Raw genomic sequence first — 19,300 nt, 5'->3', positions numbered from 1 at the left:
CACCCGATGTCAACGGCGAAGTCGCGGACATCGAGCGGGAGAATCCGGCGCCGCCGGTGACAGGTAGCATCCGTTGGTTATGACACGCAAGGGCAGAGAGCTGGACCGAGTGCCGCCCAAGCGCGTCGACGCCCGCACCGAGCGCTGGCGCGAACATCGGCGCAAGGTCCGCGACGAATTCGTCGACGCGGCGTTCCGCGCGCTGGACCGGTTCGGGCCCGAGGTAAGCATGGGCGATATCGCCAAGGAGGCCGGCGCGGCCAAACCCAAGCTGTACCGGCATTTCGAGGACAAGACCGATCTCTACAACGCGATCGTCGACCGGGTGCGCGACATGCTGTGGGAGCGCATCATCGCCTGTATCGACCTGACCAACGATTCGGCGCGCGCGCTGGTCCGTCGTGCCGCCGGGGAATACGCGCTGGTGGTCGGCGAGCATCCGAACGTCTTCCGCTTCATGCTGCACAGCCATTTCGCCCAGCAGGCCAGCGACACCGAGCGCGCGCTGCAGTCGGCGCGCCAGTCGGCCAGGCGGGCCGCGGAGCTGTTCACCCAGGTGCTGCAGGATGATTCGGTCGAGGTGGCCAGCGTCGAGCTGGTCAACTACTCGATCTTCGGCGCCGTCGCCTCGGCCACCGATTGGTGGCTCGGCGTGAATCGCGCGCAGCCCCAGGCGATGCCGGTCGAGCAGTTCGTCGACTATCTCGCCGAGATCATCTCCGCACTGGCCGAGGCCAACTCCCGGCTCAACGGCATCACCGTCGACGCGGATCTGCCACTGCGCCTAGCCTTTACGAAGGAGTAGCCGTTACGAAGCAGTAGCGCGCAGGCGCCACAGCGGCGACACCGGGCCGTGGCCAGCGCCGAGGTCGTAGGACGCCTCGAGGCAGCGCCGCGTCCACTCCTTCGCGAACTCCACCGCATCCGGCACCGCGTACCCGTTGGCCAGCGCGCAGGCGATGGCCGCGGCCATCGTGTCACCGCCGCCGTGGTCGTTGCCGGTGGCGATGCGCGGCGCGGTGAACTCCAGGAACCGGTCACCGTCGAAGAGCAGATCGGTGCTGACGGCCGAGGAGCGCAGGTGCCCGCCCTTGACGATGGCCCACCGCGGGCCGAGCTTGTGCAGCGCCTCCGCGGCGCGGCGGGCCGTGGCGTCATCGGTCACGTCGATGCCGGTGATCAGGCGCACCTCGTCGAGGTTCGGTGTCACCACGGTCGCCAGCGGCATCAGCGTGTGCCTGACCGCGTCGAGCGCCTCCTCGTGCAGCAGCGGATCGCCGTGCATGGACGCGGCCACCGGGTCGACCACCAGCGGAATGGTTCCGTCGCGCCCGATGCCGACCTCGCCGCACACCTGCGCGACCGCTTCGATGATGGCGGTGGAGGCGAGCATGCCGGTCTTGGCCGCGCCGATGCCGATATCGCCGACCACCGCGCGCACCTGATCGGCCACGATCTGCGGCGGGATCTCGTGGAACCCGCTCACCCCGACCGAGTTCTGCACGGTCACCGCGGCCACCGCGACACACGCGTGCACCCCGCACAGCGCCATGGTGCGGGAATCGGCCTGGATCCCGGCACCGCCGCCGGAATCGGTCCCGGCGATGGTCAAGACGCGGACCGGAGTCTGCCCGTCGGGCGTAAGTGGCAGCAGCTTCACAAGTACAGACCCTACGACGCGCATCGCCCGAATCGGACACGACCGCACCTCCGGGGAATTGGAATCTGGGGGATTGCATCCCTGTGCCCAGTGGTTCCGCTCCGGTTCGATCGGACGAATGTCTCTGACTTTCCACTGGTTTCTGCCCACCAACGGCGACAGCCGCAATGTCGTCGGCGGTGGTCACGGTGCGAACGCCACCTCCTCCGCGGGCGATCGCCCACCGAGCGTGCACTACCTCGGCCAGATCGCCGCGGCCGCCGAGGCGGTCGGCTTCGAGGCGGCGCTGACCCCGACCGGAGCATGGTGCGAGGATGCCTGGCTGACCACGGCGATGATCAGCCAGAACACCGAGCGGCTGAAGTTTCTCGTCGCCTTCCGTCCCGGTTTCGTCGCGCCGACGCTGGCCGCGCAGATGGCGAGCACCTATCAGCGTCAGACCGGTGGGCGGCTGCTGCTGAACGTGGTCACCGGTGGGGAGTCCCGCGAGCAGCGCGCCTTCGGCGACTTCCTCGACAAGGACGCGCGATACGTGCGGACCGGTGAATTCCTCGATGTCGTGCGCAGGCTGTGGGCGGGCGAGACGGTGAACCTGACCGGCGAGCACGTGCGGGTCGAGGACGCGGCGCTGGCCCGTGTGCCGGATCCGGTGCCGCCGGTCTACTTCGGCGGCTCGTCGCCGATCGCGGGCACCATCGCGGCCAAGTACGCCGACGTCTACCTGACCTGGGGCGAACCGCCCGCGCAGGTCGCGGAGAAGATCGCCTGGGTTCGCGGGCTCGCCGAGCGCGAGGGCCGCACCGTCCGCTTCGGCATGCGACTGCACGTCATCACCCGCGACACCGCTGAGGCGGCATGGGCGGAGGCGGACCGGCTGCTTTCCGGATTCGATCCGGCCGCCGTCGCCGAGATCCAGGCCTCGCTGGCGCGCAGCGAATCCGAGGGGCAGCGCCGAATGCTGGCACTGCACAACGGAAGCAGCGACCGGCTGGAGATCTATCCGAACCTGTGGGCCGGTATCGGCCTGGTCCGCGGCGGCGCGGGCACCGCGCTGGTCGGCAGCCACGACGAGGTGGTCGACCGGATTCTCGAGTACCACGACCTCGGCATCGAGGAGTTCGTACTGTCCGGCTACCCGCACCTCGAGGAGGCGTACTGGTTCGGCGAGGGCGTGCTGCCCCGGCTGGCGGCGCGCGGACTGTGGCGGCATCCGGCCACCGCCGCGCCCGCGAATCTCGTGTCCGCGCCGATCGCGTCCGCCCGTGGTGGTCGCGCGGTCGCGGCGCTCTAGCGTCATGGATGTTCACACCGAACGTGCGTTCGCCGCTGCCTCGGCCGAACGGAGTCTTCCCGGAGCCGCACCGAGCGCCCGAGCATCGGAATCGACCGCGAAAACCGGGCGGCGTCGACCGCGGGTGAGCCGAATCCTGTTGCCGCTGTTGTCGCTCGCGGTCTTCCTGGTGGTGTGGCAGCTGGTCGCCGTCGCCGGTATCTGGAACGAAACCTTCGTGCCGCGCCCGATCACCGTGTGGCACGCGGCGATTCAGGTGTCGACCACCCACGACGGCGTGCGCGGTTATCAGGGGTACCTGCTGTGGGAGCACCTGTATATGACGCTGCGCCGGGTGCTGGCCGGTGTGGTGGTCGGTGTCGCCGCCGGTGTCGCGCTCGGCGTCGCCATGGGCACCGTCGGCTGGCTGCGCAGCATCCTCGAGCCGTGGCTCACCTTCCTGCGCACACTGCCGCCACTGGCCTACTTCTTCCTGCTGGTGATCTGGCTCGGCATCGACGAGGCGCCGAAGGTGACGCTGCTCGCGCTGGCCGCGCTGCCCGCCGCCGCGATCGCGACGACCACGGCCGTCGCGGCCGCGCCGATCGGGCTCGTCGAGGCCGCGCGGGCGCTGGGAGCGACCCGCGCCCAAGTGATTCGGGATGTCGTCGTGCCCGCCGCACTGCCGGAGACCTTCACCGGTATCCGGCTCGCGATCGGCATGGCGTACTCGTCGGTGGTCGCCGCGGAGCTGTTCAACGGCCTGCCGGGGGTCGGCGGCATGGTCAAGGACGCCTCCAACTACAACAACACCCCCGTCGTGCTCGTCGGAATCGCCGCCATCGGTAGCTCCGGTCTGCTCATCGACGGTCTGCTGCGCGCGGTGGAAACCCGCGCGGTCCCATGGAGAGGAAAGATATGAGAACCCTGGTGAACGCGCTGCGCGTCGGGGCGGTCGCGGTCGCGGGCGCGGTGACGCTCGCGGTGGCCGGGTGCGCCGTCGACCACTCCGGGACCGATGCGGGCAAGCCGACCATTCGCCTTGCCTACCAGACGTTTCCGAGCGGCGATCTGATCGTCAAGAACAACAGGTGGCTGGAGCGGGAGCTGCCCGGCTACAACATCAAGTGGACCAAGTTCGATTCCGGCGCCGATGTGAACACCGCGTTCGTCGCCAAGCAATTGGATTTCGGCGCACTGGGTTCCAGCCCGGTCGCACGCGGATTGTCCGCGCCGCTGAATATTCCGTACCAGGTGGCCTTCATCCTCGATGTCGCCGGCGACAACGAGGCGCTGGTCGCGCGCAACGGCACCGGCATCGAGTCCATCGGCGATCTGCGCGGTAAGCGCATCGCCACCGCCTTCGCCTCGACCGCGCACTACAGCCTGCTCGCCGCCCTGGATCGAAACGGGTTGAGCGCGAACGACGTCAAGCTGGTCGACCTGCAGCCGCAGGCCTCGCTGGCCGCCTGGGAGCGCGGCGATATCGACGCCGTCTACACCTGGCTGCCCACCCTCGATCAGGTGCGCAAGAACGGCAAAACCCTCATCACCAGTAAGGAACTCGCGACGGCAGGCAAGCCGACGCTCGATCTCGCCGTGGTGGCAACGGATTTCGCCAAGGCGCATCCCGATGTCGTCGAGATCTGGCGCAAGGTCCAGGCGCGGGCGCTGCAGACCATCCAGGACAAGCCCGAGGACGCGGCCAAGGCGGTCGCCGCCGAGATCGGCACCACCACCGCCGATGCGGCGCAGCAGCTGAAGCAGGGCGTCTTCCTCACCAAGGACCAGCTCACCTCCGGCCAGTGGCTCGGCTCGGAGGGGTCGGTCGGCGAGATCGCGGCCAGCCTGCAGGCCGCGGCCGAATTCCTCGCGGCGCAGAAGCAGATCGAGGCCGCACCCGGCGTGGCGAAGATCCGCGAGTCCATCTACGTCAAGGGACTGCCCGGTGGTCTCGGCTGAGCTCGCCGCGGCGACCGCACCCGTCGGCGGGGTCGGAAGCATTCGGGTAGACCAGGTTTCGCACCGGTATGGCCGCGGCGCCGACGCGGTGACCGCGCTCGGCCCGGTCGACCTCGCGGTGCCGCCCGGCGAATTCCTGGTGCTGGCCGGCGCTTCCGGCTGCGGTAAGAGCACGCTGCTGCGGCTGATCGCCGGATTCGAGACGGCCACCGAGGGACGGATCGAGGTGTCGGGTACCGCGCCGGTGCCGGGGCGCACCTCGGGCCTGGTGTTCCAGCAGCCGCGGCTCTTCCCGTGGCAGAGCGTCGGCGGCAATGTCGACCTGGCGCTGAAATATGCTGGCGTGCCGCGTGATCGGCGCGCAGAGCGGCGCGAGGAGCTGCTGCGCCGGGTCGGGCTGGACGGCACCTCGGGCCGCAAGATCTGGGAGATCTCCGGCGGTCAGCAGCAGCGGGTCGCCATCGCCCGCGCGCTGGCGGCCGACACCTCGCTGCTGCTGCTCGACGAACCTTTCGCCGCGCTCGACGCGCTCACCAGGGAGCGGTTGCAGGAGGATCTGCGCAGGGTCGGCACCGAATCGGGGCGCACCGCCGTGTTCGTCACGCACAGTGCCGACGAGGCCGCCTTCCTCGGTTCGCGGGTCGTTGTACTCACCAAGCGGCCGGGCCGGGTCGCGCTCGATCTGCCGATCGCGCTGCCCCGCACCGGCGTCGACCCCGATGACCTGCGGGTATCCCCGGAGTACCTGGCGCTGCGGCGAGAGGTGGCGCTGGCCGTGAAATCGGCGGCCGCCTGACCCCGCTCGGCTCCGCTAATTGAAAACCATTATCATTAGCGGCATGCCCACTTCATCGCTGCCCGTCACCGTGCTGTCCGGCTTCCTCGGCGCGGGCAAGACCACGCTGCTCAACCACATCCTGGCCAACCGCGAGGGCCGCCGGGTCGCGGTCATCGTCAACGACATGAGCGAGGTCAATATCGACGCCGCGCTCGTCGCGGGTCACGGACACCTGGATCGCACCGAGGAAAAGCTGGTCGAGCTGACCAACGGCTGCATCTGCTGCACGCTGCGCGAGGATCTGATCGAGGCGGTGGCACAGCTGGCCCGCGCGGGTCGCTTCGATCAGCTGGTCATCGAATCCACCGGGATCTCCGAGCCGATGCCGGTGGCCGCCACCTTCGACTGGGAGTTCGAGGACGGCTTCCGGCTCGGCGCCCTCGCCCGGCTCGACACCATGGTGACCGTCGTCGACGCCTCGACCTTCCTCGGCGAGCTCGCGCGCGGTCAGGCATTGGCCGAGCGTGCGTTGGCGGCGGGCGAGGGCGATGCGCGCACCATCGCCGATCTGCTCGTCGATCAGGTCGAATTCGCCGATGTGCTGCTCATCAACAAGACCGACCTGGTGAGCGAGAACGCGGCGGGCACCGTCGAGGCCACGGTGCGGCGGCTCAATCCGCGGGCCAGGGTGCTGCGCACCGCCGACGGCGTCGTCGACCTGGCCGAGGTGCTCGACACCGGCCGGTACAACCCGGTGGTCGCCGCCGAATCCGCGGGCTGGGCCGAGGAATTGGCGGGCGGGCATACGCCGGAGACCGAGGAATACGGCATCAGCAGCCTCACCTACACGGCCGAGCGTCCGTTCCATCCAGGTCGGCTGGCCGATGCGCTCGCGCAACTGCGTGGCATGTTGCGCAGCAAGGGTTTCTGCTGGCTCGCCAGCCGTTCGCGGCTGGCCGCCGTCTGGTCGCAAGCCGGGCCGAATCTCACCTTCGAGCCCGCCGCCTGGTGGGCGTCGCTGGAAGTTCCGCCCGGACAGGAGATCGTGTTCATCGGAGTGAAGCTCGACGGCGACAGGGTGCGCGCGCTGCTCGACGGTGCGCTGCTCACCGATGCCGAATTTGCTGCGGGACCGGATGTTTGGGCTGGTTACGCCGATGAATTCCCCGAATGGGGCGGGCTGCACGAACATGCCTGAGCACCGTGATCTGCCGAAATGCCTGTCGCTCACGGCATGTCATGGCTTCGACGGGTCGAAGCGCCGGGTGTGATCGCTGCATTGTTGCTCACAATTTGATGAATGTTGTTGCGGCAAAACCGCTTCGTCCGATGCTCAGCTTGGTTATTGTGTGGCGCCGCGGTGTTCGGGGTTGACCGTGGAACGCACGGCGACCCACGCACCCCGAACGGGGCGTGGGTCGCGCGTGCGTAGGCCGATGGCGCCTGCTCGACACGGATTCCCCCGCGTCAGTTGGAGATACCCGGCGCCTGCTTGATGTAGGTGGTATCCGACAGCTGCTCGAGCATGAAGGCGGCGATATCGGCGCGGGCGATCTTCAGTGCGAGCCCCTTCTCGTTCGGCCCGAAGCCACGGCGGAAGGTGCCGGTGCGCGGCCCGTCGGTGAAGGCGCTCGGCCGCACGATGGTCCAGTCCAGCGCGCTGGTCCGCACGTACTCCTCCTGCTTGACGTGATCGGCGTAGGCCGGGCGCAGCAGCATCCCGAACATCACGTACTTCCACAGGAAGTTCAGGTTGGGCTTGCTGTCGCCGACGCCGAGGGTGGTCTGGCAGATCAGCCGCTTCACGCCGGTCCGCTCCATCGCCTCGATCGCGGCGCGGGTGCCCTCCGCGCGGACGACGCCCTTGCGGCCGTTGCCGAGCGAGACCAGCACCGCGTCCTGCCCGATGACCGCACGCTCCACCGCCGCCGGGTCGAGCACGTCGCCCTCGATGATCCGCAGCCGGTCGTGCCGCGTGCCGACGCCCGCCGCGTTGCGGGTGAAGGCGGTGACCTCGTGGCCCTGTGCCAGTGCCTGCTCGACGACCAGACGGCCGACCGTGCTTGTCGCGCCGAAAACGGTGATCTTCATGGTGTTCTCCCTGTGTTGAAAGCTGTTGAGCTGTTGGTGAATCCAGTACATCAACCGGGAGCGAGACGAACCATCGCCGTGCGTCTCGTACACATAAGCGACTGTCTACGAGACGGCGGAACATGCGAAACCGGCGCCCCTGAACCAGGGGCGCCGGTCGGTTGTGCTGGTCAGCGCAGTCGATCGAAGAACTGCCTGATATCGCCGACGAGCAATTCGGGCGCCTCCTCGGCCGCGAAGTGACCGGGGGCGTCGTTCGGGCCGCCGACCACCGAGCCCGCGTCGTAGGAATTCCAGCCGACGATCTTGCTGTGGTCCCGCTCGGCGAACCGGCGGATCGACTGGAAATCGCCCTTGAACATGGCGAGCGCGGTGGGCACGGTGGTCGGGGCGCTCGGCTGCTCGGTGGTGTGCGCCGCCTCGTAGTAGTACCGCAGCGAGGACCCCGCGGTGCCGGTCAGCCAGTACAGCGCGACATTGCCGATGACGAACTCCGGATCCAGGCTCTCGCCGAAAAGCTGTGCGTTCCAGCCGAGTAGCCCGATCGGTGAATCCGAGAGCGCGTACGCCACCGTTTGCGGCTGCTGGCTGCAGAAGACGTTGAACGCCATCTTGTTGTCCTGGAACCACTTCAGGTGTTCGAGTGCGGCGTAATCCTCCCCGTCGAGGTTCTCGAATTCGGCCGGATCGCCGGACGGGAACGAAAACAGTTGCGTCACATGCACACCGATCACCCGGTCCGGCGCGATCCGGCCGATCTCCGGGGAGATCATCGAGCCGCCGTCGTTGCCGATGGCGGCGAAGCGCGCGTAGCCGAGCCGATCCATCAGCTCGAGCCAGGCGCGCGCCGTGCGCGGAATGTTCCAACCGGCGCTGCGGCTGGGGCCCGAGAAGGCAAAGCCGGGCAGCGACGGGATGACCAGGTGGAACGCCGGTGCGTCCGGTGATTCCGGCTCGGTCAGCGGCGTAACGGCATTCAGGAATTCCAGGATCGATCCCGGCCAGCCGTGGGTGAGGATCGCCGGGATCGCATCGGCGCGCGAGGACCTGATGTGCAGGAAATGGAGGTCCTCGCCGTCGATTTCGGTGCGGAACTGCGGGTAGGAGTTCAGCCGCGCCTCCACCTTGCGCCAGTCGAAGGAATTCATCCAGTACTCGGCGAGCGCGCGGACCCTGGCACCGGGAACGCCATAGGAATCGCCGACATCGGGCAGCTCGCTCGGCCAGATGGTGCGGCGCAGCCGATCCGCCAGGTCGTCGAGCTTGTCTTGGGGAACATCGATGGTGAAGGGGCGGATGCTGGTCATGGCAGACTCCTCGGTCGATCTCGTGTCGCTACTTCTGGTGGATCGGTGTCCGTGCGGCACCCGGGAAACGATGCCGGGTGCCGCACGGGGGCGCTATCGGGCGAATGCCCGGTGATTCGGGGTGTTTCAGCGGTACTGCGCGAAGAATTCGGTGATCTCGTTCGCCATCAGCTCCGGCGCCGAGTGGTGCAGGTAGTGGGTGAAGACGTCATGGGTCTTCCAGGACACGATGTTTCGGTGATCGCGGTCGGCGAAGCGGCGGATGCCGTGGAAATCGCCGTTGGAGCCCGACAGCGACAGCGGCACCGTGGTCGGCTCGGTCGGCTGCTCGGCCCTGGCCTTCTCGAAGTAGTGCCGGATCGCCGAACCCGCTGTGCCGGTGAGCCAATGGATCGCGATATTCGTCAGCACGAAGTCGTCGTCCAGATTCGGATCGAGCAGCTGACCGTTCCAGCCGACGAGCCCGGCGGGTGAATCCATGATCGCGTGGGCCAGCGTCTGCGGCTGCTGCGACTGCAGGATGTTGAAGCCCATCTTGTTCTTGACGAACCAGTCCAGCGTCGCCAGCGACTGCTGCTCGTCCTCGGTGAGATCGGCCAGCTCGGCGGGATCGCCGGTCGGGAACGAGTACACCTGCGAAACCTGCACGCCGACAACGTTGTCCGGCGCCACCCGGCCGACCTCGGGGGAGATCTGCGCGCCGCCGTCGTTGCCGACCGCGCCGTAGCGGGTGTACCCGAGGCGGCTCATCAGCTCGGCCCACGCCTTGGCGATGCGCTGGTCGTTCCAGCCGGATTCGGTGGTGGGGCCGGAGAATCCGTAACCCGGCACCGACGGGATGACCAGATCGAAGCCTGCGTCGGTCAGCGGCTCGATCACGCCGAGGAATTCGACGAAGGTGCCCGGCCAGCCGTGGGTGAGGATCAACGGAAAGCTGGTGTCTCGCACCGACTTCACGTGCAGGAAGTGAATGTTCTGCCCGTCGATCTCGGTGGTGAACTGCGGGTACGCGTTCAGCTTCGCCTCGACCTTGCGCCAGTCGAACCCGTCGCGCCAGTAGTTCACCAGGTGCCGGACCCGATCCACACTCACGCCGTAGGTGTCACCCGAACCGTCGATCTGATCGGCCCACCGGGTGCGTGCCAGCCGGTCCCGCAGGTCGTCGAGATCGGCCTGGGCGATGTCGATGGTGAAGGGGGTGATGGCGCTCATGTCGTTCTCCTTGTGAAACGGAATGCTTCGTTCTGTTTGAAACAGTAGCAGAACGGATCATTCCGTTTCAAGTGGTAATCTGGGTTCATGTCGAAGATTGCCGAATCCTCAGCTCAGAAGGGCCTGTCCGGCCGCAAGGCGCAGGCGGCCCGCAACGACGGCCTCATCCTGGAGGCCGCCAGGGCCGTATTCCTGGCCGATGCGGGCGCGCCGATCGCCGCCGTGGCGGAGCGCGCCGGTGTCGGCATCAGCGCGCTGTATCGCCGGTACCCGAGCAAGGAGGTGCTGCTGCGCACCCTCTGCCACGACGGGCTGCGCCGCTACAACACCGAAGCCGATGCGGCGCTTGCCGATCCGGACGGGTGGTCGGGCTTGGTCGGCTTCCTGGAGCGGGTGGTCGACGCGGACGTGCACTCGCTGACGGTCCATCTGGCGGGCACCTTCTCGCCGGACGAGTCGATGCTGCCCGACGTCACGCACTCGGGGGAGGTCACCGAGGAACTCGTGCGCAGGGCGCATGCCTCCGGGCGGCTGCGCGCCGAGGTGAATCCGCAGGACCTGGGACTGATACTCGAATCATGCGCCGCGATCACCGTGCCCGATCCGACCCGCACCGCGCAGCTGCGCCGCAGGACGCTGGCACTGCTCATCGACGGCCTGCAGGCCGACGGTGGACTGCCGGGGCCACCGCCGCAACCGGGCGAGTTCGCGTGGCGCTGGCAGCGTCGTCAGTGACTGCCGCCGATGAATTCGGCGGCGCCGTCTCGTCTGCACGGGTAGGGATAGCTCTGTCCGCACACCGAAGGAACTCGCCATGAACTGGACGCTCGAAGTCGTCATCGTTCCGGTCTCGGATATCGACCGGGCCAAGGATTTCTATTCGCGCCAACTGGGTTTCGCCGTCGACCACGACACCGTGATCGGCGACGAGATCCGCATCGTGCAGCTCACCCCACCCGGCTCCGGCTGCTCCATCGTCATCGGCAAGGGCGCGGTGCCGAAGATGGAGCCGGGCAGTCAACAGGGCCTGCAGCTAGTTGTCGCCGACCTGCGCAAGGCGCATGCCGAACTCGTCTCGCGCGGTGTCGAAGTCGGCGAGATCCAGGTGCTCGGCGCCAACCCGAGGCCGGTGCCCGATCCGCTCGACAACGTCGGCTTCTTTTTCTTCACCGACCCGGACGGCAACGGCTGGGGCGTCCAGCAGATCTCCAGCCGCGCCTAGCGGTTGCCCAGGTAGAGCGTCTGGGTGCTGCGCCCGAGCGGGCCCTTCTCGTCGAACAGGGCGGATTCGGCCATGCCGATGCCGTGCGGCTGGGGATAGGTGACGGCGTCCAGGCAGATCCATTCGCCGACCGGCTGGCGGTGCAGCGTCACCGTGAGATCGGTGTTGATGAAAAGGTAACGCTCCCAGTCCAATACCGCGCTGACGCCGTTCCCGGAGTCGGCGGCCGCGAGCGTGCGCTCCAGCGGGCTCGGGGTGGTGCCCGCGACGATCGGGTACTTCAGCCGGATCCAGCAGATGGCGGGGCCGGGTTCGTCGAAAGATCCGGTGACGAACCGGTATTCGATACCGGTGTGGAATCCGATCGGCTGGCTCGAGGGGAACGGGGAAGGGCCCGAAGCGTGCTCGGGGCCGGGGCGCGCGCCGGTCGGCAGGAACCGTTCCGGCACTTCGAGGTCCGGTTCGGACAGCTTGAAGCGCCAGGCGTTGGCCCGCATCACGGGCCCGCGTTCGGTCGACAGTGTCGCCTCGATCAGCTCCACGCTGCGGCCCGGCCGCGCCAGCCTGGTCTCGACCGTCAGCGGCGCCAACGGCACCGGGCCGAGTATCTCCACCGCCACTCGGCCGACCTGGAAGCCCGCGCGCGGCTCGCAGCGCTCGATGGCATGGCCGAGCAGCGCCGACGGCGGCCCGGCGTGCTGGGCATCCGGCGACCACGGCCCGCGGGTCAGCTCGGTGGATTCGAACCGATTCGGGTCAGCGGGATCCGGCAGGTAGAAGGCGTCGGCCACGTGTTCGTCCGTCCATGACGCCCGACAGCTGCGTCGGGCAACGAATTCTTCGGTCCGGTAACGAAGGTACGCGTGCCCTTCCGATCGGCTGGAACCCCCTCGGTATCCGTCCGGTCCGCGCGGAGACGCGCCGCGGGCCGTGGCCGCCGCGATTGCGGGCCGGCTCAGACGCGGCCGAATGCCAGGGCCACGTTATGGCCGCCGAAGCCGAAGGAGTTGTTGAGCGCGTAGTCCATGCGCTGTGCACGGGCGGTACCGGCGACGATATCCAGCTCGATCGACGGGTCCCTGTTGTCGAGATTTAGTGTCGGCGGCACGATTTGGTCGCGCAGGGTGAGCATGGTGACGATCGATTCGAGGGCGCCGACCGCGCCGATCGAATGGCCGAGCGCGGATTTCGGCGCGTACACCGAGGCGCCCGGCGTGACGGCGGCGATGGCGTCGGCCTCGGAGGCGTCGCCGATCGAGGTCGAGGTGGCGTGCGCGTTGACATGCTCGATATCCGAAACCTGAAGTCCCGCAGTGCTTATTGCCTTGCGCATGGCCCGTGCCGCGCCCGCGCCACCGGGCTCCGACGCGACGATGTGATAGGCGTCGGAGGTGATGCCCGCGCCGAGTACCCTGCCGTGGATCTCGGCGCCCCTGGCGCGCGCGTGCCGCTCCGATTCGAGGACGAGCAGCGCGCCCGCCTCGCCGAAGACGAAGCCGTCCCGGTCGCGGTCGAACGGGCGCGACGCGCGCTCCGGTTCGTCGTTGCGGGTACTCATCGCCCGCATCATGGCGAAGCTCGCGATGGGCACCGCGTCGATGGGCCCCTCCACGCCGCCCGCCACCACCACATCGGCCTCGCCGGTCATAATCAGCCGCCAGGCGTGCGCGATCGCCTCGGACCCGGAGGAACACGCCGATACCGGCGCGAAAACGCCTGCCTTGGCACCGATTTCGAGGCCGACCGTGGCGGCGGGCCCATTCGGCATGATCATCGGCACCGACATCGGCGACACCTTCCGGTAGCCGCCCGCGCGCATCGCGTCGACCGCGCCGACCAGCGCGTCGCCGCCGCCGAGTCCGGTGCCGACGGCCACGGCGAGCCGTTCCCCTTCGACCTCCGGTGCGCCCGCCTTGCGCCAGACCTCGCGGCCGAGCACCAGGGCCAGCTGTTCGACGTAGGAGTGCCTGCGCTGTTCGATGCGGGTCAGCTGGGCGGCGGGCGAGGACTTCAGCTTTCCGCCGATGCGCACGGGCAGGTCGTATTCGGCGACGAAATCGTCGTCGAGCACGCCGATGCCGGTGCGGCCGGACAGGAGGTCGGACCAGGTCGCGTCCATATCGGCGGCGAGTGACGTGGTGGCGGCGTACGCGGTGACGACGACCGAGGTCCGAGTTTCTGAAGCGATTGTTACAGTCACGATGACATGGATACCTGTACCAATCGCTACAGTCAACCAATGGCCCGCCCACTCGACCACGCCAAACGCGCCGCACTGCTCGCCGATGTGGTGCGGTACATCGCCGATCACGGCCTCGCGGACCTGTCGCTGCGCCCGCTCGCCGCCGAACTCGGCACCAGCTCCCGCATGCTGATCTACTACTTCACGACCAAGGAAGAGCTGCTCGTCCAAGCGCTCACCACGCAGCGCCCGGACATCCAGGCGATGTTCGCCGACGTCGCCGATGCCGCGGCGCTGCGCGAGCGGCTCGCGGACTTCTGTTCCGCGAGCATGGCGGGCGAGGGCACCACGAGCGTGCGCGTACTGCTCCAGGTCCTCGGCGCCGCCTGCGCCCCGCACAGCCCCTACGCCGAATACGCCAACTCCGCGATAGCGACCTTCATCGCCACCCTCACCGCAGCCCTGCGCCGCCTCGATATCGACGACACGGAAGCCGTTGCCACCCTTCTCGTTTCGGGCCTGCGCGGCATCATCCAAGACCGCCTGATCACCGGCGACAGCGCGCGCACCGACCGTGCCGCCCGCCTGTTGATCGACCAAACCATCCGCTGACCCGCGTCCCCTCCTGTTCCTGTCCGGAGGTATCCGTGTGCGCCTGCCCGGGGGCTGTGCGCATACGGGCGGATCGCATCGCGTGCCGATGGTCGCTCGGTCCGTGTGGTGCTGCCCCTGGTCGGACAGTCGCGCTCCCGTGGGCACGGCTCGCGTGCGTGGAAGCGCGAGCCCGGATGCCCGCGGCGAGTCCGTGCGTTCGTGTGGTCGGCGTGGATTCGACGCCGCTTCGGCTCGGTAACTTGATGTTTGCTTCAGGCCGGGTAATGCTGGCTTGGTTCGGTCGGGCGAGCGAAGGGGCACTATGTCTGTGAGTTTGCCGAAGTGAGCGAGCCGGTGCCGACGGTCGGCGGCACGCGCTGGGTGATGCTCGGGGTGCTGTGCGCCAGCCTGCTGCTGGTGGCGATGGACGCCACGATTCTGAACGTCGCGCTGCCGTCGCTGATCGATGATCTTCAGGTCGGTGTGCTGGAGCAGCTGTGGATCATCGACGTCTACGGCCTCGTGCTCGGCGGGTTGCTGATCACCACCGGCGCGGTCGGTGATCGGGTGGGGCGCAAGCTGCTGTTCCTCGGCGGTTTCGTGCTGTTCGGGGTGGCCTCGGTGGTCGCGGCGACCTCGCACAGCGCCGGGCAGTTGATCGTGGGGCGGGTGCTGCTCGCGATCGGCGGCGCGATGGTGATGCCGTCCACGCTGTCGCTGATCCGCAATATCTTCACCGATGCCAGGGAACGCACGCTGGCCATCGGCATCTGGGCGGCCGTCGCCGGTGCGGGCGCGACCATCGGCCCGGTGGTCGGTGGTTTCCTGGTCGAGCGGTTCGGGTGGGCGTCGGCCTTCTGGCTGAATGTGCCGGTGGTGCTGATCACGGTGGCGGTCGGTGTCTGGCTGCTGCCCGAATACCGTGCGCCGCAGTCAGGTTCGCTCGACTGGTGGTCCGCGGTGCTGTCCATCGCGGGCATCGTCAGCCTGGCCTGGGGCATCAAACATGTCGCCAAAGGTGCTGCCGCCCCGGTGGATTGGGTGATTCTCGCGCTTGCCTTCGTGCTGCTCGCCTGGTTCGCCCGCCGCCAGCTCCGCGCCGCCGATCCACTGCTCGACGTCCGGCTCTTCCGCAACGGGCCGTTCCTGGCCGCCGCACTGGCCACCCTGCTTGCCATGCTCGCCATCGGCGCCGCGCTGTTCCTGATCTCGTTGTGGCTGCAATACGTTCACGGCTACTCACCCTCGGAGGCCGGTCTGCGCACGCTACCGTCGGCGGTGACACTGTTGGCGGCCTCACTGACCACCCCGTGGCTCATGCAGCGCATCGGTGTCCGCCCGGTACTCGCCATCGGCCTCGGCGCACTCGCCCTCGGCTTCCTCGTACTCGCCCTGAGCCCGGAGCCGACAACGTATCCCTATGTGGCCCTTGTCCTCGCCGCCATGGGCCTGGGCGACGGCCTCGCCATCACCGCGGCCGCCGCCGTCCTCGTCTCCGCCGTCCCACCGGAACGCGCGGGCCAAGCGGGCGCCGTCTCGGAAACCAACTACGAACTCGGCATCGGCCTCGGCGTAGCCCTACTCGGCAGCATCCACGCCCGCATCTTCACCGACAACATGACCAACCTCCCCCTGCAGGGCGCCGAACTCGACCAGGTCCGCGGCTCAGTAGGCGGCGCCGTCGAAGTAGCCACCAACCTCGACGCCGCCCGCTCCACCCAAATCCTCACCACCGCATCCCACGCCTTCGATCAAGCCCTCACCACCACCTCCTACATCTCCGCCGCCCTCGTCGCCACAGTCGCCGTCATCGCAGTCCGGCTGGTACCCAGCGGTTTCCGCATCACCGGCTCGCATTGACTCCTGTTCATGATCATCAGGAACTGAGGTAACTGTCTTCTCGCGGTTTACTTACCTGAGTTCCTGATGATCATGACGTTTCGCGTGTTCGGCGGCGTTTCATGCGCGAAGAGGCCGTGCCCCGGTCAGTCGACGACGGTTTCGGGGTGCAGGTGGTCGAAAACGCGGTGGAGCAGGCCGGTGAGTTGGGTGCGCTCGTCAGGGGTGAGTGGCGCGAGGAGTTCCTCGCGGACTTGTCGCGCTTCCTTGTGCAGCGCTCGCAGGGTGCCGCGGCCAGGTTTGGTGATGCACACCGAAAACCGGCGGCGGTCGGCGGGGTCGCGGGTGCGCTCGGCCCACTCGGCGGACTCCAGGTCGTCGACGATCTTGGCGACGTCGCTCGGGTGGATGCCGAGGCGGTCGGCTAGTTCGCGTTGGGCGTGGGGGCCGAAGTCGGCGAGGGCGGCGAGGACGGCCATGTGCCACAGGCGGAGTCCGCGGGTGGCGAGGCGGTCGCCGAAGCGGGCGCGGGCGGCCTTGCCGATGCGGGAGAGCAGGTAGGTGTCGAGCTCGAGCAGGCTCGGTGGCAGAGCGCGTCCGGCGTCCATGGGGCATATTCTAGGTGTAGACCTATGATAGGTCTGCACCTACTAATTGGAGAGCGATATGGACGCATTGCACCCACGGCTTCTCGTCGATCGGTTCGCGGAATGCTTCGGCTTCTATCAGGCCGTGCTGCCGACATTGCTCGGTGCCGAGCTGATGAAGGGCAATGCCGATGGCCCCTATGCCAATTGGGATGTCGACGGCCAAGCGGTGCTCGTGCTCTTCGATCGTGCCGCCATGGCCGCGGTTGTCGGTACGGGTGGGCTACCCACGCTCGCTCAGGACGCCGTCATGTTCGTCTGCCGGGTCGATGACGTCGATGCGGGTGCGGATCTCTGTGTGCGCCATGGCGCGACGCTCGCCGTCGCCGCCACGGACCGCCCGGACTGGGGGCCGAATCTGCGCACCGCACACCTGCGCGATCCGAACGGCACCCTCATCGAACTCCAGTCCTACTGAACCGCGCGGGAATTGGTGGCGCTCCCTCTCCGCGCAACGCCGCCACCAATTCCCGTTCGCCGGAACCTCGGCGGGCTCTGCCCACCGCCGGCCGCATCCGCATCGCGCCATGGTCGGTGAGGACCGGCACCATGTTTCGCCGCGCGTCGGCAGTGGGCGACCCCAGCTTCGCCTCTGCTCAGCGGCATTCGGACGCGCCGTGTTCCGGATCGCACACGGCGGGAGCGGCGGCACCCAGAACCGTTCGCTCCCGCCATGGGCGAAACCTAGGAGACCACCGGCAGATACACCGCGTTGCCGTGGTCGGCGAACTCCGCCGACTTGGCCGCCATACCGGCCTCCAGCGCCTCCACGTCGGTGAGCCCCTGCCGCTCGGCGTATTCGCGCACATCGGCCGAAATGCGCATCGAGCAGAACTTCGGCCCGCACATCGAGCAGAAGTGCGCGGTCTTGGCCGGCTCGGCGGGCAGGGTTTCGTCGTGGTACTCGCGCGCGGTGTCCGGGTCGAGCGACAGCGCGAACTGGTCGAGCCAGCGGAATTCGAAGCGCGCCTTGGACAATTCGTTGTCCCGGTCCTGCGCGTGCGGATGCCCCTTGGCCAGGTCCGCCGCGTGCGCGGCGATCTTGTAGGTGATCACGCCGACCTTGACGTCGTCCCGGTTGGGCAGGCCGAGGTGCTCCTTCGGCGTGACGTAGCAGAGCATCGCGGTGCCCGCCTGGGCGATGATCGCGGCGCCGATGGCCGAGGTGATGTGGTCGTAGGCGGGCGCGATATCGGTGGCGAGCGGGCCGAGGGTGTAGAACGGCGCCTCCTCGCACAGCTCCTCCTCGAGCCGCACGTTCTCCACGATCTTGTGCATCGGCACGTGGCCGGGGCCCTCGATCATCACCTGCACGCCATGGGATTTCGCGATCTTCGTCAGCTCGCCGAGGGTGCGCAGCTCGGCGAACTGGGCTGCGTCGTTGGCGTCGGCGATGGAGCCGGGGCGCAGGCCGTCACCGAGGGAGAAGGTCACGTCGTACTTCGCCAGGATCTCGCAGAGTTCGGCGAAGTTGGTGTAGAGGAACGATTCCTGGTGATGTGCCAAACACCATGCGGCCATGATGGATCCGCCGCGCGAGACGATCCCGGTGACGCGCTTGGCGGTCAGCGGCACGTAGCGCAGCAGTACGCCCGCGTGCACGGTCATGTAGTCCACGCCCTGCTCGCACTGCTCGATCACGGTGTCGCGGTAGATCTCCCAGGTCAGCTTCGTCGGATCGCCGTTGACCTTCTCCAGCGCCTGGTAGATCGGCACGGTGCCGACCGGAACGGGGGAGTTGCGCAGGATCCACTCGCGGGTCTCGTGAATGTTCTTGCCGGTGGACAGGTCCATGATGGTGTCGGCGCCCCAGCGGGTGGCCCACACCATCTTCTCCACCTCCTCGGCGATCGAGGAGGACACGGCCGAGTTGCCGATATTCGCGTTGATCTTCACCAGGAACTTCTTGCCGATGATCGTCGGCTCCAGTTCCGGATGCTTGTGGTTGGCCGGGATCACCGCGCGGCCGGCGGCGACCTCGTCGCGCACCAACTCCGCCGAAACCCCTTCGCGCACAGCGATGAAGCGCATCTCGGGGGTGATGATGCCCTGGCGCGCCCAGGCCAGCTGGGTGCGTGGGCCGTCCACGTCGGGCTTGGTCCATCCGTCGCGCAGCTTCGGCAGGCCGCCCTCCAGATCGATGGTCGCCGCATCGTCGGTGTACGGGCCCGAGGTGTCGTAGACATCGAAGTGCTCGCCGTTGGTCAGGTTGATCCGGCGCACCGGAATCCGCAGGCCGTCGACCTCGTGATAGTGCTTGACGCTGCCTTCGATGGGACCCGTGGTGACGGTGTCGACAGGCGTGGCTGTAGCCATGGTCTTTCCTCCCTACGCCGGCATTACCCGGTCAGGTTCATACGGTCGACGGCCCTAGCCGTCCTCTCAGCCCGCTGGTGCGAGCCCCCGTTGGCGTTCTGAATTTTTTCTCGGCCGACCATACCTGCCCGCGCGGTACCCCCGCCCGGTGATGACGGTAAATCGCACAATCGACCAGTTTGTCCTGGTGTGCGGCGCCGATGTGCTGTAGAAATTGACA

At 68.0% G+C, this 19,300-nt stretch carries 19 protein-coding genes and 1 riboswitch; of the genes, 11 read left to right on the top strand and 8 right to left on the bottom strand.

Going from position 1 to position 19,300, the window contains the following annotated elements; all coding sequences use genetic code 11:
- Nucleotides 1-79: 79 nt before the first annotated feature.
- On the top strand, nucleotides 80-805 hold the full coding sequence (locus ACIG5A_RS19945) for a TetR/AcrR family transcriptional regulator (protein WP_397242006.1): 726 nt from the start codon (nucleotides 80-82) through the stop codon (nucleotides 803-805).
- A gap of 3 nt (nucleotides 806-808) precedes the next feature.
- Here ACIG5A_RS19945 and thiD read toward each other — a convergent pair whose 3' ends face one another.
- Entirely contained in the window at nucleotides 809-1,660 is an 852-nt protein-coding gene (gene thiD, locus ACIG5A_RS19940; protein WP_397242004.1) for a bifunctional hydroxymethylpyrimidine kinase/phosphomethylpyrimidine kinase, read from the bottom strand.
- A 118-nt stretch (nucleotides 1,661-1,778) separates the two neighbouring features.
- Between thiD and ACIG5A_RS19935 the strand changes: the two genes are divergently transcribed.
- Genes ACIG5A_RS19935 through ACIG5A_RS19915 form a run of 5 tightly spaced genes read left to right on the top strand, consistent with a single transcriptional unit; the run spans nucleotide 1,779 to nucleotide 6,868 of the window.
- A complete protein-coding gene (locus tag ACIG5A_RS19935; protein WP_397242002.1) occupies nucleotides 1,779-2,951 on the top strand; it encodes an LLM class flavin-dependent oxidoreductase in 1,173 nt (390 codons plus the stop codon).
- 4 nt (nucleotides 2,952-2,955) lie between these two features.
- The gene (locus ACIG5A_RS19930) at nucleotides 2,956-3,852 is read left to right on the top strand and encodes an ABC transporter permease (protein WP_397242000.1); all 897 of its coding nucleotides are present in this window, start codon (nucleotides 2,956-2,958) and stop codon (nucleotides 3,850-3,852) included.
- A complete protein-coding gene (locus ACIG5A_RS19925) occupies nucleotides 3,849-4,892 on the top strand; it encodes an ABC transporter substrate-binding protein (RefSeq protein WP_397241998.1) in 1,044 nt (347 codons plus the stop codon). Before ACIG5A_RS19930 ends, ACIG5A_RS19925 begins: the two co-directional genes overlap by 4 nt.
- A 40-nt stretch (nucleotides 4,893-4,932) precedes the next feature.
- Entirely contained in the window at nucleotides 4,933-5,688 is a 756-nt protein-coding gene (locus ACIG5A_RS19920; protein WP_397243910.1) for an ABC transporter ATP-binding protein, read from the top strand.
- Between the two features lie 43 nt (nucleotides 5,689-5,731).
- Entirely contained in the window at nucleotides 5,732-6,868 is a 1,137-nt protein-coding gene (locus tag ACIG5A_RS19915) for a GTP-binding protein (protein ID WP_397241996.1), read from the top strand.
- Nucleotides 6,869-7,137: 269 nt separating this feature from the next.
- On the opposite strand, the gene ACIG5A_RS19910 is transcribed toward ACIG5A_RS19915, so the two are convergent.
- The 3 genes from ACIG5A_RS19910 to ACIG5A_RS19900 all read right to left on the bottom strand — a co-directional run bounded on the left by ACIG5A_RS19910 (nucleotide 7,138) and on the right by ACIG5A_RS19900 (nucleotide 10,280).
- Nucleotides 7,138-7,761 (bottom strand): NAD(P)-dependent oxidoreductase, encoded by a 624-nt coding sequence (locus ACIG5A_RS19910; RefSeq protein ID WP_397241994.1) that lies wholly within the window; start codon nucleotides 7,759-7,761, stop codon nucleotides 7,138-7,140.
- A 170-nt stretch (nucleotides 7,762-7,931) separates the two neighbouring features.
- Nucleotides 7,932-9,068: an epoxide hydrolase family protein gene (locus tag ACIG5A_RS19905; RefSeq protein WP_397241992.1), complete on the bottom strand. Its 1,137-nt coding sequence runs from the start codon at nucleotides 9,066-9,068 to the stop codon at nucleotides 7,932-7,934.
- 126 nt (nucleotides 9,069-9,194) lie between these two features.
- Nucleotides 9,195-10,280, bottom strand: coding sequence for an epoxide hydrolase family protein (locus ACIG5A_RS19900; RefSeq protein WP_397241989.1), 1,086 nt, complete (start codon nucleotides 10,278-10,280; stop codon nucleotides 9,195-9,197).
- 87 nt (nucleotides 10,281-10,367) lie between these two features.
- On the opposite strand from ACIG5A_RS19900, the gene ACIG5A_RS19895 reads away from it, so the two are divergent.
- Nucleotides 10,368-11,015, top strand: coding sequence for a TetR/AcrR family transcriptional regulator (locus tag ACIG5A_RS19895; RefSeq protein ID WP_397241987.1), 648 nt, complete (start codon nucleotides 10,368-10,370; stop codon nucleotides 11,013-11,015).
- Between the two features lie 79 nt (nucleotides 11,016-11,094).
- Nucleotides 11,095-11,502: a VOC family protein gene (locus tag ACIG5A_RS19890; protein WP_397241985.1), complete on the top strand. Its 408-nt coding sequence runs from the start codon at nucleotides 11,095-11,097 to the stop codon at nucleotides 11,500-11,502.
- Here the strand turns inward: ACIG5A_RS19890 and ACIG5A_RS19885 are convergent.
- Both ACIG5A_RS19885 and ACIG5A_RS19880 read right to left on the bottom strand, forming a co-directional pair.
- Nucleotides 11,499-12,293 carry a thioesterase family protein gene (locus ACIG5A_RS19885; protein ID WP_397241983.1) on the bottom strand — a complete coding sequence of 265 codons (795 nt, stop codon included), beginning with the start codon at nucleotides 12,291-12,293 and terminating at the stop codon, nucleotides 11,499-11,501. The two genes, ACIG5A_RS19890 and ACIG5A_RS19885, sit on opposite strands and share 4 nt — an antisense overlap.
- A 164-nt stretch (nucleotides 12,294-12,457) precedes the next feature.
- Nucleotides 12,458-13,702: a KasA/KasB family beta-ketoacyl-ACP synthase gene (locus ACIG5A_RS19880; RefSeq protein WP_397241981.1), complete on the bottom strand. Its 1,245-nt coding sequence runs from the start codon at nucleotides 13,700-13,702 to the stop codon at nucleotides 12,458-12,460.
- A 39-nt stretch (nucleotides 13,703-13,741) separates the two neighbouring features.
- On the opposite strand from ACIG5A_RS19880, the gene ACIG5A_RS19875 reads away from it, so the two are divergent.
- Complete coding sequence (locus ACIG5A_RS19875; protein ID WP_397241979.1) at nucleotides 13,742-14,296, top strand: TetR/AcrR family transcriptional regulator; 555 nt, start codon at nucleotides 13,742-13,744, stop codon at nucleotides 14,294-14,296.
- 324 nt (nucleotides 14,297-14,620) lie between these two features.
- On the top strand, nucleotides 14,621-16,138 hold the full coding sequence (locus ACIG5A_RS19870; RefSeq protein ID WP_397241977.1) for an MFS transporter: 1,518 nt from the start codon (nucleotides 14,621-14,623) through the stop codon (nucleotides 16,136-16,138).
- A 125-nt stretch (nucleotides 16,139-16,263) separates the two neighbouring features.
- Here ACIG5A_RS19870 and ACIG5A_RS19865 read toward each other — a convergent pair whose 3' ends face one another.
- Entirely contained in the window at nucleotides 16,264-16,725 is a 462-nt protein-coding gene (locus tag ACIG5A_RS19865) for a MarR family winged helix-turn-helix transcriptional regulator (RefSeq protein ID WP_397241975.1), read from the bottom strand.
- Nucleotides 16,726-16,783: 58 nt separating this feature from the next.
- On the opposite strand from ACIG5A_RS19865, the gene ACIG5A_RS19860 reads away from it, so the two are divergent.
- On the top strand, nucleotides 16,784-17,182 hold the full coding sequence (locus ACIG5A_RS19860; protein WP_397241973.1) for a VOC family protein: 399 nt from the start codon (nucleotides 16,784-16,786) through the stop codon (nucleotides 17,180-17,182).
- Between the two features lie 266 nt (nucleotides 17,183-17,448).
- On the opposite strand, the gene thiC is transcribed toward ACIG5A_RS19860, so the two are convergent.
- Nucleotides 17,449-19,080 (bottom strand): phosphomethylpyrimidine synthase ThiC, encoded by a 1,632-nt coding sequence (gene thiC / locus ACIG5A_RS19855; protein WP_397241971.1) that lies wholly within the window; start codon nucleotides 19,078-19,080, stop codon nucleotides 17,449-17,451.
- Nucleotides 19,074-19,181: riboswitch (TPP riboswitch) on the bottom strand. It overlaps the preceding gene by 7 nt.
- Between the last annotated feature and the right edge of the window lie 119 nt (nucleotides 19,182-19,300).

It is taken from the genome of Nocardia sp. NPDC052566 (assembly GCF_044547285.1).
Classification (GTDB): Bacteria; Actinomycetota; Actinomycetes; order Mycobacteriales; family Mycobacteriaceae; genus Nocardia.
The sequence above is the reverse complement of the archived record's forward strand: the minus strand, read 5'-3'. Positions and strand labels throughout refer to the sequence as shown.

Coding starts and splice junctions, on each gene's coding strand:
- ACIG5A_RS19945 (WP_397242006.1), top strand. CDS start 80: ATGACACGCAAGGGCAGAGAGCTGGACCGAGTGCCGCCCAAGCGCGTC.
- ACIG5A_RS19935 (WP_397242002.1), top strand. CDS start 1,779: ATGTCTCTGACTTTCCACTGGTTTCTGCCCACCAACGGCGACAGCCGC.
- ACIG5A_RS19930 (WP_397242000.1), top strand. CDS start 2,956: ATGGATGTTCACACCGAACGTGCGTTCGCCGCTGCCTCGGCCGAACGG.
- ACIG5A_RS19925 (WP_397241998.1), top strand. CDS start 3,849: ATGAGAACCCTGGTGAACGCGCTGCGCGTCGGGGCGGTCGCGGTCGCG.
- ACIG5A_RS19915 (WP_397241996.1), top strand. CDS start 5,732: ATGCCCACTTCATCGCTGCCCGTCACCGTGCTGTCCGGCTTCCTCGGC.
- ACIG5A_RS19910 (WP_397241994.1), bottom strand. CDS start 7,761: ATGAAGATCACCGTTTTCGGCGCGACAAGCACGGTCGGCCGTCTGGTC.
- ACIG5A_RS19905 (WP_397241992.1), bottom strand. CDS start 9,068: ATGACCAGCATCCGCCCCTTCACCATCGATGTTCCCCAAGACAAGCTC.
- ACIG5A_RS19900 (WP_397241989.1), bottom strand. CDS start 10,280: ATGAGCGCCATCACCCCCTTCACCATCGACATCGCCCAGGCCGATCTC.
- ACIG5A_RS19895 (WP_397241987.1), top strand. CDS start 10,368: ATGTCGAAGATTGCCGAATCCTCAGCTCAGAAGGGCCTGTCCGGCCGC.
- ACIG5A_RS19890 (WP_397241985.1), top strand. CDS start 11,095: ATGAACTGGACGCTCGAAGTCGTCATCGTTCCGGTCTCGGATATCGAC.
- ACIG5A_RS19875 (WP_397241979.1), top strand. CDS start 13,742: ATGGCCCGCCCACTCGACCACGCCAAACGCGCCGCACTGCTCGCCGAT.
- ACIG5A_RS19865 (WP_397241975.1), bottom strand. CDS start 16,725: ATGGACGCCGGACGCGCTCTGCCACCGAGCCTGCTCGAGCTCGACACC.
- ACIG5A_RS19860 (WP_397241973.1), top strand. CDS start 16,784: ATGGACGCATTGCACCCACGGCTTCTCGTCGATCGGTTCGCGGAATGC.
- thiC (WP_397241971.1), bottom strand. CDS start 19,080: ATGGCTACAGCCACGCCTGTCGACACCGTCACCACGGGTCCCATCGAA.